The sequence below is a fragment of the Natronorubrum halalkaliphilum genome, from assembly GCF_009834785.1.
GTDB lineage: Archaea > Halobacteriota > Halobacteria > Halobacteriales > Natrialbaceae > Natronorubrum > Natronorubrum halalkaliphilum.
In genome coordinates this window covers 1-14,557 of sequence record NZ_WUYX01000023.1, presented here as the reverse complement: position 1 = coordinate 14,557, position 14,557 = coordinate 1, and the positions used below count along the sequence as shown (strand labels likewise).

General features: G+C 58.5%; 11 protein-coding genes and 1 pseudogene. 4 read left to right on the top strand and 8 right to left on the bottom strand.

The features are described 5' to 3' along the window. Nucleotides 1-54: 54 nt before the first annotated feature. From GS429_RS06130 to GS429_RS06115, 4 genes are all read right to left on the bottom strand, one after another. Nucleotides 55-1,434 (bottom strand): uracil-xanthine permease family protein, encoded by a 1,380-nt coding sequence (locus tag GS429_RS06130; RefSeq protein WP_160063702.1) that lies wholly within the window; start codon nucleotides 1,432-1,434, stop codon nucleotides 55-57. Nucleotides 1,435-1,767: 333 nt separating this feature from the next. Continuing rightward, the gene (gene hpt / locus GS429_RS06125; protein WP_160063700.1) at nucleotides 1,768-2,313 is read right to left on the bottom strand and encodes a hypoxanthine/guanine phosphoribosyltransferase; all 546 of its coding nucleotides are present in this window, start codon (nucleotides 2,311-2,313) and stop codon (nucleotides 1,768-1,770) included. 119 nt (nucleotides 2,314-2,432) lie between these two features. Continuing rightward, the gene (locus GS429_RS06120; protein WP_160063698.1) at nucleotides 2,433-3,167 is read right to left on the bottom strand and encodes a hypothetical protein; all 735 of its coding nucleotides are present in this window, start codon (nucleotides 3,165-3,167) and stop codon (nucleotides 2,433-2,435) included. Nucleotides 3,168-3,232: 65 nt separating this feature from the next. Then, complete coding sequence (locus GS429_RS06115) at nucleotides 3,233-3,610, bottom strand: hypothetical protein (RefSeq protein WP_160063696.1); 378 nt, start codon at nucleotides 3,608-3,610, stop codon at nucleotides 3,233-3,235. A gap of 231 nt (nucleotides 3,611-3,841) precedes the next feature. Between GS429_RS06115 and GS429_RS06110 the strand changes: the two genes are divergently transcribed. Together GS429_RS06110 and GS429_RS06105 are read left to right on the top strand one after the other, a co-directional pair. Next, entirely contained in the window at nucleotides 3,842-4,483 is a 642-nt protein-coding gene (locus tag GS429_RS06110; RefSeq protein WP_328821268.1) for a class I SAM-dependent methyltransferase, read from the top strand. A gap of 316 nt (nucleotides 4,484-4,799) precedes the next feature. After that, entirely contained in the window at nucleotides 4,800-6,389 is a 1,590-nt protein-coding gene (locus GS429_RS06105) for an HTTM domain-containing protein (protein WP_160063694.1), read from the top strand. A 187-nt stretch (nucleotides 6,390-6,576) separates the two neighbouring features. Here GS429_RS06105 and GS429_RS06100 read toward each other — a convergent pair whose 3' ends face one another. After that, entirely contained in the window at nucleotides 6,577-7,014 is a 438-nt protein-coding gene (locus tag GS429_RS06100; protein ID WP_160063692.1) for a TM2 domain-containing protein, read from the bottom strand. A 40-nt stretch (nucleotides 7,015-7,054) separates the two neighbouring features. After that, the gene (locus GS429_RS06095) at nucleotides 7,055-7,525 is read right to left on the bottom strand and encodes a DUF2085 domain-containing protein (protein WP_160063690.1); all 471 of its coding nucleotides are present in this window, start codon (nucleotides 7,523-7,525) and stop codon (nucleotides 7,055-7,057) included. Nucleotides 7,526-7,959: 434 nt separating this feature from the next. On the opposite strand from GS429_RS06095, the gene GS429_RS06090 reads away from it, so the two are divergent. Continuing rightward, a complete protein-coding gene (locus tag GS429_RS06090; RefSeq protein WP_160063688.1) occupies nucleotides 7,960-9,360 on the top strand; it encodes a cryptochrome/photolyase family protein in 1,401 nt (466 codons plus the stop codon). Nucleotides 9,361-9,416: 56 nt separating this feature from the next. Here the strand turns inward: GS429_RS06090 and GS429_RS06085 are convergent, their stop codons facing one another. Together GS429_RS06085 and GS429_RS06080 are read right to left on the bottom strand one after the other, a co-directional pair. Further along, nucleotides 9,417-11,012, bottom strand: coding sequence for a conjugal transfer protein TraB (locus GS429_RS06085; RefSeq protein WP_160063686.1), 1,596 nt, complete (start codon nucleotides 11,010-11,012; stop codon nucleotides 9,417-9,419). A gap of 246 nt (nucleotides 11,013-11,258) precedes the next feature. Continuing rightward, nucleotides 11,259-11,963, bottom strand: a pseudogene (locus GS429_RS06080) (DUF2270 domain-containing protein). A gap of 688 nt (nucleotides 11,964-12,651) precedes the next feature. Here GS429_RS06080 and GS429_RS06075 point away from each other — a divergent pair. Continuing rightward, nucleotides 12,652-14,535 (top strand): HEPN domain-containing protein, encoded by a 1,884-nt coding sequence (locus tag GS429_RS06075; RefSeq protein WP_160063684.1) that lies wholly within the window; start codon nucleotides 12,652-12,654, stop codon nucleotides 14,533-14,535. The last annotated feature ends 22 nt before the right edge of the window (nucleotides 14,536-14,557 follow it).

Sequence of the window (14,557 nt, the reverse complement as noted above, 5' to 3'; positions counted from 1 at the left end):
TCGAGTCTCGAGTGTGTACGAACGAAAAGCGACAGCCGAGAGCGACGACGGCGGTCAATCGTCGCTGGGTTCGATCTTCGCGGACTCGCCGGCAGTGTCGACGGGAGCGGCGTCAAAGAGGGGGCTCTGCTCGCCGGGAACGAACGTGTTGAGCACCAGTGCCGACAGTGCGGTCATGATAACGGGTTCGCCGACGAACCGCTCGACTGCAGACGGAAGCCCCGCGAGCGCTTCGGGGGTCGTCGCGACGCCGAGGCCGAGGCCGAGCGCGACGGCGATGATGACCGTATTCCGGCGCTCGAGTTCCGTCCGGGTTACGATCAGTCGAACGCCGCTCGCCGCGACCATCCCGGCCATGAGCAAGACTGCGCCGCCGAAGACCGCGCTGGGGATCGTCGTGACGACGGCACCGACTTTCGGGCTGAGGCCGAGCACGGCGAGGATGGCACCGCTGATTCCGACGACGTGGCGGCTCATTACGCCGGTGAAGTTGACGATGCCGACGTTCTGCGAGAACGATGTGATCGGGAACGCGGCGAAGATAGACCCGATCGAACTCAACAGGCCGTCGTTGAACAGCCCGCCACGGAACTCTTCGTTCGTCGGGTTACGACCCTCGGCCGCCGTAACGCCGGACATGTCGCCGACCGTCTCCATGGCGGAGACGAGAAAGAGGAACGCAAACATGACGATCGCGATCGGCTCGAACTCGACGCCGAATCGGGTCGGTTCGGGGATCGCGACCCAGGCGGCCTCGCCGATCGGACTGAAATCGACCAGCCCGAAGAGGACGGCGACGGCGTAGCCGACGGCGAGTGCGACGAGAATGCTCAGAATCCGCGTGACGCCTCGCGTGAGCATGTTGAGCGCGACCGCGATGAACAGGACGAGCGACGCCAGCGCGATGTTGTGAGCCGCGCCGAAGTCCGGATCGCCGACGCCGCCGGCGGCGTACTCCATGGCGATGGGGATGAGATACAGCCCGATGATGACGACGACGAGGCCGGTCACCAACGGCGGGAAGAAGGGTTTGATCCGCTTGAACTGCCAGCCGATGAGCCCCTCGACGGCGAACCCGGTGACGAGTATCGCCCCGAACACTGCCGCCATCCCGAAGTCCACGCCGATCGTGATCGACGCGCCGACGAACGTGAAACTCGAGCCCATGACGATCGGGAGCCGCGCGCCGACCGGGCCGACGGTGTACGCCTGAACCATCGTCGCCAGCCCGGAGAACAGGAGAACCATCTGGACGATGTACGCCGTGTCGGCACTGCTGAGTCCCACGTCGCCCGCGACGACGAACGCGACCGCCGTCGCGGGAACGATCATCACTGCGACGTGCTGGAGGCCGAGCAGGAGTGACTTCGGCCACGGTGGTTTGTCGTCGAGTCCGTATTCGAGTTGAATGCCCCCATCGGATTCAGTCGACATGCTATGGCCGCCACGTTGCGAGTCGGTGTACAAAAGGATTCGTAAGTACGCTCAACTCGAGGGGTGAAATAGGCATTTGTGACCACATTCTTGCATAATAGTGGGCACGGGGAAACAGTTCACCTGCTGGGTCGGCGCTTCATACTGTCGGACAGCAGTCGATGAGAAGTCGGTCGCGAATTCGCGGCCGTTCTCGAGGATGACGGCCGCAGTAGCGCGACCGATCTTCGAATAGTTCTGTCCAGCAGTATCATACGGTTTACTGTAGTCAATGACCGCCGATCACCGACCCCGTCCCTGGTGACCGGCGGTACATAGTTACAGCAATCCGCATCAGTGAACCGTGACTTCGCCGTCCTCGACGGTGATATCGATGAGGCTCGTGGCCTCGAATTCGGTATCGTCGAGCGCGGAGTCGCCGACCTTCCGCATGACGACGACGATATCAACGATTTCGGCACCGATATCGTCCAAGGCCTGGCAAATCGACGCCAGCGTGCCGCCGGTCGACAGCATGTCGTCGACGATAACCACCCGATCGCCCGGATGGACGTCGTTGATGTACATCTCCGACTCGGAGTAGCCCGTCTGCTGGTGTAACGACACCTCACCCTCGAGGCCGTAGGCGCGTTTTCGGATCACGACGAGCGGAATGTCGCTCTGGAGCGAGACCGCGGTCGCGAGGTGAATGCCCATCGCCTCGGGAGCCACGATCTTGTCGACGTCCAGATCGGCCGTCTGCATGACCTCGACGGTGACCTCGCGCAACAGCGCCGGGTCGAGCATCGGTACGCCGTTGCTGATCGGGTGGACGAGGTACTCGTAGCCGTCTTTGTCGATGATCGGTGCATCGTCGAGCGACGCGAGGAGTTTCTCCATACCGCCGATTGGGGCAATCACCGCAAAAGCGGTTCGTCTTCGAAACCGGAGTCAGCGAGTTCGATGACATGATCGGTTCCGAGTGCGGTACGGCCGTCGAGATTCGCCCCGAAGCGAACTCAAACGAACAGCAACAACGCGGCGTAGCCCGCTCCGCCGAGCGCAAACGCCCAGAATCGACTTTCGCGATCGGACGGCAGTTCCTCCTTGATCACGTTGAGAATAACGCCTCCGGCCAGAAACGGAACGAAGACCGCGATGAGTAAGTCGGCGTCCTCGAGCGCGTACCCGCCGGCGAATCCGACGAGCACGGCCGTCGCGAGCACCCATCGAGCCCGCCGATCGTACGTCGGCCCGTGGTGCTCCCGAAGTCCCGCGTCGGTGACGACGAAGTGAAGCGCCATCGCGACGAAAAACGTGACCAGGCCGCCGAGTTCGCGGTCCAGAAGGAGGTAGCCGATGATCCCGTTGTAGACGGCGAAGGAGCCGACGTGAATCCAGAACAGGGCGGTTTCGTCAGGTCGGTTCCCTCGACTTGTCTCGACGTTCCCCCGTCGGGCAAGCTGCTCGAGGCCGTAGAACGCGACGAAGCCGAACAGCGCGATCAGATAGCCGTACTGCTCGGCGAACAGGGATGAGCCGCCGCGGCGCTCGAGCGTCGCTGCGGCCTCCCCGATCTCGGGCAGGAGGTGCACGAAGACGTAGGCGACCGAGATGCCGCCCGCGACGGACAACCACCGACTGCGGGGTCGGCGAGCACTGAACCCGAGCCGTCCCGCAAAGAGGTGTATCAGGGCGAGAGCGGCCGCGAACGCGGGTGCGAGCACCGCGTCCGGTGGTCCGACCGGGATCATTGCGGAGAGATACACCAGCCCCAAGAATGTATGTTCGCGTGCGGTCGACTCGAGCGGGCGGCGGACTATAAAACGTGCTGTCGAACGGCAGCCACCGACCGGGGCCAGTCGTCTTCGAGACGCGGTAACGCCGCGCGGACGGTCTCTCGGTTCGCTCGCATCCAGTCTTCTTCCGCGTCCATCTCGAGGGACCACTCCTCGAGCGATTCGATGCCGAAATCCGCCGCCGTATACGATTCGCCGTCAATCGTCACGGTCCCGTGGAGGTCGTCACAGTCGGCACACTTCGTCGAGGACACGATGAAGTAGCGTTCGAGTCGCTCGAGAACGGTCTCCTCGACATCGGTGATCGACGCCGGATCGACGCCGTCGGCTTCGCAGCCATGACAGAGTGTGGTGTGGCTTCCCAGCGGCTTTCCGCAGTTCAGACAGGTCTTTCCCATCGATCCGGATTTGTCCCGGTTTCGGGTATAAAGTACAGGTCGAACGGTCGAGATCTGATCCCGACGCCGTCGAACACTGGGCACGGTACATCGACCGTCGTCGACCCGCGAGCGATCACAGCCGGATACTCGAGTGAGATACCGAGTTTCGCGAGTGAACGCTCGGATCGGTGCTCGAAACGAATGCGGTGGGTCCGACGAGCGTTTACGTGTCCGCCGAGGATGTGACACGTGGATTCAACGGCGGTCCGTCGACGATGGGAGGAACGATCCGGTGAGTATTCGCCCGAGTATTACGCCTACTACGGGCCGAACGAGATGAGCGAGACGATCCGCAGCATCCTCGAGCGGTTCGTCGCCCGAGACGCATCCATCCTCGAACTCGGCTGCAGTTCCGGTCGGCACCTCGCCCACCTCCACGAACACGGCTTCGAAGAGCTGGCCGGAATCGACGTCAACAACGACGCGTTCGAGGTGATGGCGGACACCTATCCCGACCTTGCCGCCGCCGGAACGTTCTACCACGATTCCATCGAAAACGTCGTCGGACAGTTCGAGACGGGCCAGTTCGACGTCGTCTATTCGGTGGAGACGCTCCAGCACCTACACCCGGACGTCGAGTGGGTCCTCGAGGATCTGGCGAGGATCACTGACGAATTGCTCATCACGGCCGAGAACGAAGGTGAGAGCGAGGGCGAACCCGAAGGCGAGAGCCAGGACAACCAGACTCAACCCGACGTAACCTACGTCAACGACGACTTTCCCCTGTACCACCGCAACTGGAACCGGGTGTTCACCGAATTAGGCTTTCTCGAGGTCGACGTCAGGTCGGGCAAGCGAGATACCGTCCGGACGTTCCGCCCTACAGCGTAAGTCAGCCCGGGTTCGAACCCGAGTTCGTCGACATCCTCGGAGTACGATCCGACGCCGGCCGTCACGGCATGAACTGATACGGATTGCTGTAACTATGTACCGCCGATCACCAGGGACGGGGTCGGTGATCGGCGGTCATTGACTACAGTAAATCGTATGAGAGAGTCCGGTTCGGTTTGTTTCTAGTCAAGCGAGACGACGCGTCGAGAGTACCCTGCTATAGCCGTCTGGAATAGAGCTTTCGGGTCGGACAAATAACTGAAACAAACAAATATGCTTCTCAAAGCCGTCCGTGGTAGTAGCCGACTCGAACCGCATGCGTTCTCTCCACACTATCGCACGCCACGTGCGGACTCGAGCGACGAATCCGACGTACATCGATTTTCGGTCCGTCAGTATCGACACCCGGTCGTTGGCCGTCTTCCGCATCGCCGCTGCACTGCTGATCGTCGCCGATATCCTGCTCCGGTCGCGGAACTTCGGGTTCTTCTACACCAACGAGGGCGTCGTTCCGCAGTCCCTGGCGATGGAAATGACGCCGGACAACGCCATCTCGGTCTACTATCTCACGACGGATTCGACCGTGATCGCGGCGCTGTTCGTAGTGCAAGTCCTGATCGCCCTCCAGTTACTCATCGGATACCGAACGACGATCGCAACCGTTCTCTCCTTCCTTCTGGTCATCTCGCTGGATCACCACAACCCGTTGGTTCTCAGCTACGCCGACGTCCTCTTCCGACTGCTCCTGTTCTGGGCGATCTTTCTCCCGCTCGGCGAACGATGGTCGGTCGACGCCGTTCACGCCGACTCGGAACCGAGAGCGCGGATCACGAGCCTCGCTTCTGCCGCAATACTGGTTCAAATCGTCTACATGTACTTTCTCAACGGGTATCACAAGCGAGAGTCCGAGCTGTGGACCGGCGGGGAAGCAACCCCGTTGATCATGGGGCTGGACAATACCACCTTCCTGCTCGGCGAATTCATGCGGTCGTTCCCGACGCTGCTCCAGTACGGCGGACTGACGTGGTACTACATGCTGCTGTTCTCGTGGCTCCTCCTCGTCCTCCGCGGTCGGGCGCGTCTGTTTCTCGTCGCCATGTTCATCGGCGGCCACGCCTCCTTTGCGATCACGGTCCGGATCGGCGCGTTCCCGTACGTGGCGATTGCGGGGCTGGTCCTCTTCCTCCAGACGCAGTTCTGGGACGACGCGAACGCCCTGCTACGGGCCCCTCCGCTCGACCGAGCCCGCGTGACGCCACCGTACGCCCGACTCGAGCGACTCGGGGCACGACTCCCCCAGTTCGGAGTCGACGCTCGAACCCACGAGCGGATTACCAGCGGGCTCTACAGTATCGCCCTGGTCATCGCGGTCACTTCGTTGCTGGTGATTCCGGCGGTTTCACACATGCCGATCGGCGGGTTCGTCGACGACGAGGGCGGCCCCAAGGAACGGGTTGACGACACTGCAGCGACCGTTGCCGTCCAGCAACCGGACTGGAGCGTCTTCGCTCCCCATCCTCGGACTTCGGATCGGTACTACGTCTTTCCGGCGGCGACCGCAGACGGGGAGGTGATCGACGTCTACAACGACAGAGAACACACCTACGACAGGCCCCACGACGAACTCCAGCAACAGTTCGACACGTACCGGGAACGGTTCTACATGAACAGCGTCCGACGCGGCGGGCCCGACGATCTCGTTTCGGCGACGCTCGCAACGCACTACTGTGAGACCTGGCAGGAAGATCGGGACGTAGAGCTAACACACGTCAACATGTACTATGGCATCGAGGACGTCACCCTCGAGACGATCGACGACCCGGCCGACCGCGACAGGGAGATCCGGCTGATATACGGCCACGGCTGTGGCAACAACGAACCGGTCGAAGTCGCCCCGCCGGAGTGATCGATCAGAGGCGGAAGTCGTACGCTCGGTACCCTCGAATACTCGGTATAGTAACAACTGGAACTGTTTACACACCGATCGCACTGTCCGCGGTTCTCACCCCTCGGCTCCGAACCGCGCTCCCGTCGTGCGATCGGGTGTCCACTGACTTCCAGTGGCTACTGTATCCGATCCGACGCTCTCGGCTCTACAGCTTCCCGAAGATGCTCCCGTCAGCGTACTTTTGTTCGTACTCCAGATCGTCCGCGATCAGCATGATGATCCCCTCGATGAGTCCGAGGAGCGCGGGAATACCGGTCCAGAAGAAACACAGGTAAAGGACGCCGTACTTGATGTTCCCCTGGTAGAACTTGTGCGCGCCGATTCCACCGAGCAACAGGGCCAGAATCCCGGCGACGATCTTATCGGAGCTGGCGCTGCTACCACCACCGTACTGTCTCACGCCACACTCCGGACAGATCTCCGCCTTTTTGTTTATTAGCTCGCCACACTCGAAACAGTATTTCTCGTTCTCGGCTCGATCCTTGCGTTGCCCCTCGAGCGTGGTCGTCTGGGTAACGCCACAGCTCGGACAGAGCTCTGCGTCGGCGTCGATCTGCTCCCCACAGTCGAGACAGTATTTCATTCTAGAGCCTGTTTCGAGTTGTCACAGTAGTCATAAAATGTTACTCATACGGCGACTGGTTGCGTTGTGATGTATAAATGAGTATCCCGGCGGTGACTCCGTAAACGATACCCACGGCAGCGATGCGAAAGTCAGCTGCAAGAAACAGCTGGGAGAGGCCGACACCGTATCCGTATCCGAGCAACACACCCGTCATCGTTCGAACGCCGTTCGAGCCCGAACGCTCGGTGAACGTCGTGATCGTCCAGTCGACGAGTGCGGGCAGCGGAAACGCGAGGACGACGAACAGGGCAGCGGTCGACGAATGCGCGAGACCGGACGCGAACATCGAGGCGACGAGCGCGACGAGTATCCCCGGATAAATTCCCGTACAGCGCGCACAGAGGTGAATCCGTCGTCCGAAGACCGTCGGCGAGTAACACCGATCCCGCTCGGACGGCAGGTGGTGGGAAAGGAGGTACGGACACGTCCTCGCCAGTCCCTTTCGTAACTCCGTCCGATCGATTTGCATACCCCATCTCATCAACTACGGCGAATAAGGATTGTGCGTCGGTGACCGGCTTCACGCTTTGCAGTGGCGCGTTCGAACGCGAAACGAAGCCCGCGCTAAAGGGCTCGCGATACGGTTCGTTCGGACGCTGGTTACCGGCCGAACACGGTCTCAAAACAGGTTGTAGAAAGCCGTGACCCTCGAGCGAGCGTCAGACTGGGCGGTGAATCACTCCTGTCGCGTTTCGGCTCGGTCTCCTCAAGGTCGATCGAAGCCGGTTGTGGAACTGGCATCTCGTTAGGAAATTGGATTGTTAGGAGAAATCGATAAGGTTTGAGCGGGAGGGGTCACACTATGAGCCGCGGATACACAGCCCGATCTGGGGGAACACGGTCGGGCCCTCCTGGGACGGTCAGTGGGATAACTACGACACCGAACGGTGACCTCACCGCGTTATGAACGTTCACTGGCACCGCCGAGACCTCCGAGCCGCGGACAATCGCTCGCTTTCCGCCGCGGCGAAAGCGGGGTCGGTGATACCCGCGTTCGTCTTCGACCCGTCCGTCCTCGAGTTCGCCTCGCCGCCCAGAGTGGCGTTCATGCTCGAGTCGCTCTCGGAACTCCGGGCCTGGTATCGCGAGCGCGGCAGTGACCTCCTGGTCGCCATCGGTAATCCCCGAGACGAACTGCCGCGGATCGCCCGCGAGCACGGCGCAGAGCGCGTGTCGTGGAACCGTGACTACTCCGGGCTTGCCAGCAAGCGAGACGAGGCGGTCCGCGAGGCGCTAACTGACGCCGGACTCGAGGCCGCGTCCGTCGACGACGCGCTCCTGTTCGAACCCGGCTCGATTACCACCCAGCAAGGCGAGACGTACGCCGTCTACTCGTACTTCTGGAAGAAATGGCGCGACCGAGAGAAGGAGTCGCCCGTCCCGGAACCGAACACCGAGCAACTGGCGTCGGTCTCCGGGGACTCGCTTCCGTCGCAGGACGCCCTCGGCTTCGACGAGCCCGAAGCAGATATTTCCGACGGCGGGATGGAGGCTGCACGTCGTCGGCTCGAGACGTTCTGTGCCGAGCCAATCTATCGATACGCAGACCGGCGAGACGACCCCACGGCCGACGTCACCTCCGGCCTCTCGGCCCACCTCAAGTGGGGAACCATCGGTATCCGCACGGTGTACGAGGCGCTCGAGCGCGCGAAATCGGAGGCGCCGGACGACGCAGCGGCCGACTCCTGCGAGGAGTTCGAATCCCAACTCGCCTGGCGCGAGTTCTACGCCCACGTACTCGCCGCGAATCCGAACACCGTCACGACGAACTACCGGTCCTACGAGAACCCGATTGAGTGGCGAACCGATGCTGGCGCACTCCAGGCCTGGAAGGACGGGAAGACCGGGTATCCGATCGTCGACGCCGGGATGCGCCAGCTTCGAGCCGAGGCGTTCATGCACAACCGCCTGCGAATGATCGTCGCGTTGTTCCTGACGAAGGACCTGCTGCTCGACTGGCGCGAGGGGTACGCCTGGTTCCGCGAGAAACTCGCGGATCACGACACCGCAAACGACGTCGGCGGCTGGCAATGGGCGGCCGGAACCGGCACCGACGCACAACCGTACTTCCGGATCTTCAACCCGATGACCCAGGGGGAGCGTCACGACCCCGACGCCGAGTACATCCGAACGTACGTCCCCGAACTCGAGGATGTTCCCGCCGAGACGATCCACGACTGGGTTTCCCTCGACCCCGATGAGCGAGCGAACGCCGCATCGGCGTATCCGGATCCGATCGTCGATCACGCGGAGCGTCGCGAGGCGGCTATCGACATGTTCGAGGCCGCTCGTGGCGACGAGTAGGGTCGATCGTCGCTTCGGGTGGTCCGTACCGTCGTGTCGGTCAGTCTCGCCCGAACTCAGCGGACGAACAGCGGGCTAACGGTTTCGACGATGCGGATGCCCTCATGGATTCCCTCGAGCAGCGTCTCGCCGACGCCCTCGAGGCCGCCGATGTCGGCGGCGAGATACGGGAGGACGGCGACGACGAACAGCACGCTCGCGATGAAGCTTGCGAGGTTTGCGACCGTCATAATCGCCAGCAGCCGAAAGAGCCCGACCTCGGCGTGAAGCCCGCGGAGTCGCTCGAGCAACCCTCGCTCTCGCTTCGCCAGCGTGTCTTTGATCTGAAAGATATCGGCGAGTTTGACCCTCGTGTACTGCAGTTCGACGTAGGCGATGAACAACCCTGGCGTAATAAAGGGGTTGACGCTGGTGAGCCAGGCGACCGCGCCGCCAGCGCCAGCGCTGGTCCAGTGAGCGCCCGCGAGCCAGGCGACGCCCGCCGCGGCGACGAAGTTTACCAGGAACCACGCCGCAAACAGCTGCACCACGAACCAGTCCTGTGCGCCGCCGAGGGCCATCAGACCGAACAGCGAGAGGAACCCGAGCGTGAAGGCGTAGCCGACGACGCGGTAGAGGACCGATCGAAGCCGGTTGGATCCGGACGGCTCCTCAACGGCGGTCAGCGGGACCGACGCCGGCTCCTCGAGAAACCGTTCGATCCGCGATCGACGACCGGCGCTGACGACCGCGAGGACGTCGTACCCCGCCTCGCGCAATGCGAGCAGCCGTCGCGCAGTCACTCCATCGCGACGTTCGGCGAGCGCGTCGGCGTCAGTCGTCGACCTGCTGTGGTCCGCTATCAGTGTTCCAACGGCATCTTGGGCGGCCGTCGGGTTAGTGTCGCCGCTCTCGAATCGCCGGGTCGCCCGCGCCAGCAACAGCCAGAGCGGCACGCCGAACGCGAGGCCCAGCAGGACGATCAGGAGAACCGCGTCGAGAACCGAGAGCAGCGGTCCCAGGAGCGATCCGACGGCCCCCGAACCGCCGCTCGAGAGCGCATCGACGGGGACGAGCAGGGGGTCCTGTACGAGACGGACGGTCGCCCCGATCAACAGTCCCCAGAACAATCCCAGCCCGAGGCCGGCTTTCAGCGGCCCGCCGAACTCGGCGACGAGGGCACCTCCAGTCGCCAGCTTCGCTCGTCGCGAGAGTCGCTCCCAGAGATCGGCGACGGTGTCCTCGAGCGGCCGATCCACGAGCGCGACGGGCAGATTTTGGGCGTTTGCAGCCGACACCGCCGCTGCACTGTGGGCGTCCGGATCGGCGTCGGACCGGCCCTCGAGTCGCGTTCGCGCTCCAGAGAGCAGCCAGTGACCGAGTAACTGTGCCGACGTCGTCCCGCTTACCACGTCCTCGCGGTCGACGTCAGTCTCGGTCTCCCCGACGAGTTCCTCGTACCGAAGATCGTCGACCTCCACCGCGACGACGTCGGGATCTGTCCGGGCAATCGACTCGCGAATCCCGGCGCTATCGGCCGTCGACTCGGGTGCTGACTCAACAACTGTCACCTCGCCCTTTCCCGACGGCGGCACTCGATCGGCGGTTGTCGACCGCAGGATCGACTCGAAATCTTCGGATTGGTCGTTCCCCTGGGGACCGATATCGTCCATTACAAGTGACATTCACTCGGACAATAGAAAACGTACCGGCGGGACAGTCGTCGGTCGGTGGGCCAATCCGAGTCGGGAGGTGTCTAGAGCCAAGCATGCGGGTGAGCCCAACGCCTGGTGAATCGACTATCGACTTCCCCGTCGGGATCAACCGCCGAACTCACTCGCGGACTGATTTGGAGTTAGAATTAGTTCTGGAAGAGATCAGGGCTCTGTAACCCACAGATCAAGACAGCTCATCGGCTCTCAGCTGGTATCCTTCCAGTCGCCGATTTCCTCGTCGTCGAACTCTTCTTTTGCCTCGCGATCGCGAGGCCACAGCATGATCGCAAGGAGGATCGCGTAAAACGTCGCGATAACGACGACGACAGCGAGTCCGGGGAAACCGCCGACGGCGGCGGTCTCGAACACACTGTCGCTCACTACGAACGCGGTAACTCTGAACACCCAGGCGAGTAACAGCACGGTCAGAAGCGCAAAGTAGATGCGCCGCAGCCGGTTCGCGACCGCCTCGAGCAACGTAATCTTGATCGTGGGGTTTCGGTAGTCGTCGCTGAGCTCGACTCTCTAATTCTCGTGCTCGCGTTCTTGAGACGGATCGAGCACGCCCGCAAGTAGATTCTCCTGAAATAGCCGCACGCGAGATCGATAGACGTCGTAGTCGCGATACCGTCGAGCTTCGATCAGAAGGAACGTTGCAACGGCTAAGACGCCGACGAGGATTACGTAATGTGGGTTGTCGGCACTCGAGAACGCCCACGTGAGGATGGCGGCCATCACGGTGACAGCCCAGGTCGTCGTCTGGTCGAGTCGCTCGCGCCAGGTCGTCTCCCGGTCGAGTTCGCCGCGGTACGCGTCGCCGAGAACCGAACTCGTCTCGGAGACGTCGCCCCCAATCTTATCGCCGAGATCGGGCTGATCGACTGAGTTTTGATCGGTATGCTCGTTCATAGCACGCTCCGGTAACTCTTGAACGACGAAATCGAAATAACGTATACCTCGGATAACCGAGCGGAAGTGATGATTCATGGAACCGAATCGGTTCACCCGTCGGTCGAGAAAATCGGATTCGGATCTATACTTAATAGATTATCGATAAGAATGTGTAGTGGTGCATGTAAATTGATGGCCTCGGCACTCGAACAGGAACGACTTACCAGTACCACGATATTATCTAAGAAGGATCGATACCAGTGAGCCACTTGTCGGTATCATTATTATCTGATATAGCGTCTATCTATATGGTGTTTTCGCATGTCCGAAGTCCCACCGGCACCACGACGAGCGAGTGACGAGATCAGAAACCTAAACGAGGACACGACGAGTCTCGAGGTATATTGTCATCGTCAGCACAAAGGTGAATGGATGAAAGAAGCTGAAGAACAGGGCTGTAGTCTTAGCCAATACGTCTATGACCTGATCCAAGAAGCTCGATGGCATCGACAGAACAGCAGCATATCCGACTGAAGTAGAGTTCTAACACTAGTTTCATCCGAGTAAATAGATGGTTCTACCTGATTTTATTACACTGCTATTTTAAGGAAGGCTACAAGATATCTTGATATCAAGCTAGCGATCGAATTCTGTAAGAGATATGTCTTATGCGAAGCTATTGGTGCTTCTCAGTTGAGAGTAGAATATGACGAAAAAACGCCATTGGAATTGCCGAACAGATTGTGATCATTTATTGGATTTCTCAGACGTTTGGCTTTTGGCGATTGATGAAGAAGAAGAGTTCACGAGTGAGAGAGTAGAAGTCCAGAATTTATTGGATACAATTTCAAAATTACTTACTGATAACCGTATTGACGAGGCGGAAAGCTTCATCGAGTCTTTAAATACAGAAATTGATGATTTGATATCTATCGACTTTTTCAAGGAGAATGTTCCGGAATTGTGTGAGGGAGTCGAGATAGATACGACGAATTATTCGAATCAACGTAATGAACTGCGAGAAAAACTCCGTGAGAATTTTGAATTTGATAGAAGCGAAGTTGGCGACTATTTCGAAGAAGAGGCCATCGATCAAAATGCCGATGCAATATATAACAAACTGCTGAATGTGTTTGAAGAAACGGCTCAAGAAGCTGCACGTGACGAAGTAAGCTATGATCAACTTAAGGACTCAATTAATGAGCTCAACCGAAAGCTCTCTGCTCCTGAACTACGAGAGGACTATCGAAAGCATTTATCAGCTCAGCTTAGAAGTCATTTGCACCAAGAAAGTTGTCTAAATGACGAGGATCTTTATCGCTATATTGAGGACCTCTCTTCTGAACTAACAATTGAGAGTTGGCGGGAGAAGGATTTTGAAAGTCTCCTACGGGGTTTTCTCACAGGGACGTTTGAAACGAAAGAAGATAGAATAGACTACCTATGTGAAAAGGTTGAATCATTAGAGGAAAATAACACAACTATTTATGTGCCAATACCCGAATTCCCTATGGAATTAGAAGGAATAGAGATTGATGGTATTACATTTAGTAAAAGGGATTCTGATGAAGTCGACTTTGATTCACGCTTGAGCAATTCATTATTTGAAGACCCCTCTATTAAAGAGGATTCCCAAGTTTTTGAAAAAGGGATTGATATCTTTGCCTCTGTTGAAGTAAAATATGATTTGAGTAGAGCTAGCCGACGACGAGCAAAGGAAAGGATATCAATGGCATTTGATGTGCTCAATTTTGGTGAGGATCGAGGGGTAATTGAGCCTCCATTTTATGATTCCCATGGATCATTCTATAAAGAAACAGATTCTGGAGAGCTCAGGCCTTTGGGTTCTGAAAAGACCCTTCCATATATGACCGGGAAAGAGAGGGAGGATGTCACTGAGAAAGTTCAACTCTTTTCATCGTACTTTGACCGAGGAAAGAAAACTGAGTTACAACAAAATTTCAGAAACAGTTTAAGATGGCATCGTTACGCCGTCCAGAGTTCGGAATCAGAAGAAGAGTTTTTAAAAATGGTGATTTCCTTAGAAAGTCTTCTTGTCTCTGGAAGAGGTGAGGAAAAATCAGCACTCAACACACGGGCGGTAAGATTGTTACAAGTATTAGAGGAATACAAACCACAAACAGAGAGAGCTTTGAGAGATATGTATGAGACTAGAAGTATGATTGTGCATAATGCAGAATATAATATTCCGAAATTAGAATATCAACTGACTCGGTTACGGAATTTCTCGAGAAGAATATTAAGTCTCACTGCGAACTATATGGATGATTGCGAGGATATTGATGAGGTTATTTCGAAAATAGAAGAGTCCGAGGATGAAGCGCGAGAAGCCCGAATAGATCGTTCTCCATTTGAGGTTGGTGAGTCTTTCGAGGTCTCAGGAACATTGATTCAGCACTATGGGGGAGTACCCATCGGTGAAGTTGATATCGAAGGTGAGCTGAAAGATGATGGTAGATATGTATTTTACGACTCTAAGATAGTTGCTGGTGAATTCAAAACGGATGCTCAGTACCTCACAAAGTTCGGTACTGAAACCGCAACCTCAACGGTAAGCGACCGCCGCTGATCGTGAAGAGAGATGGTGAGTA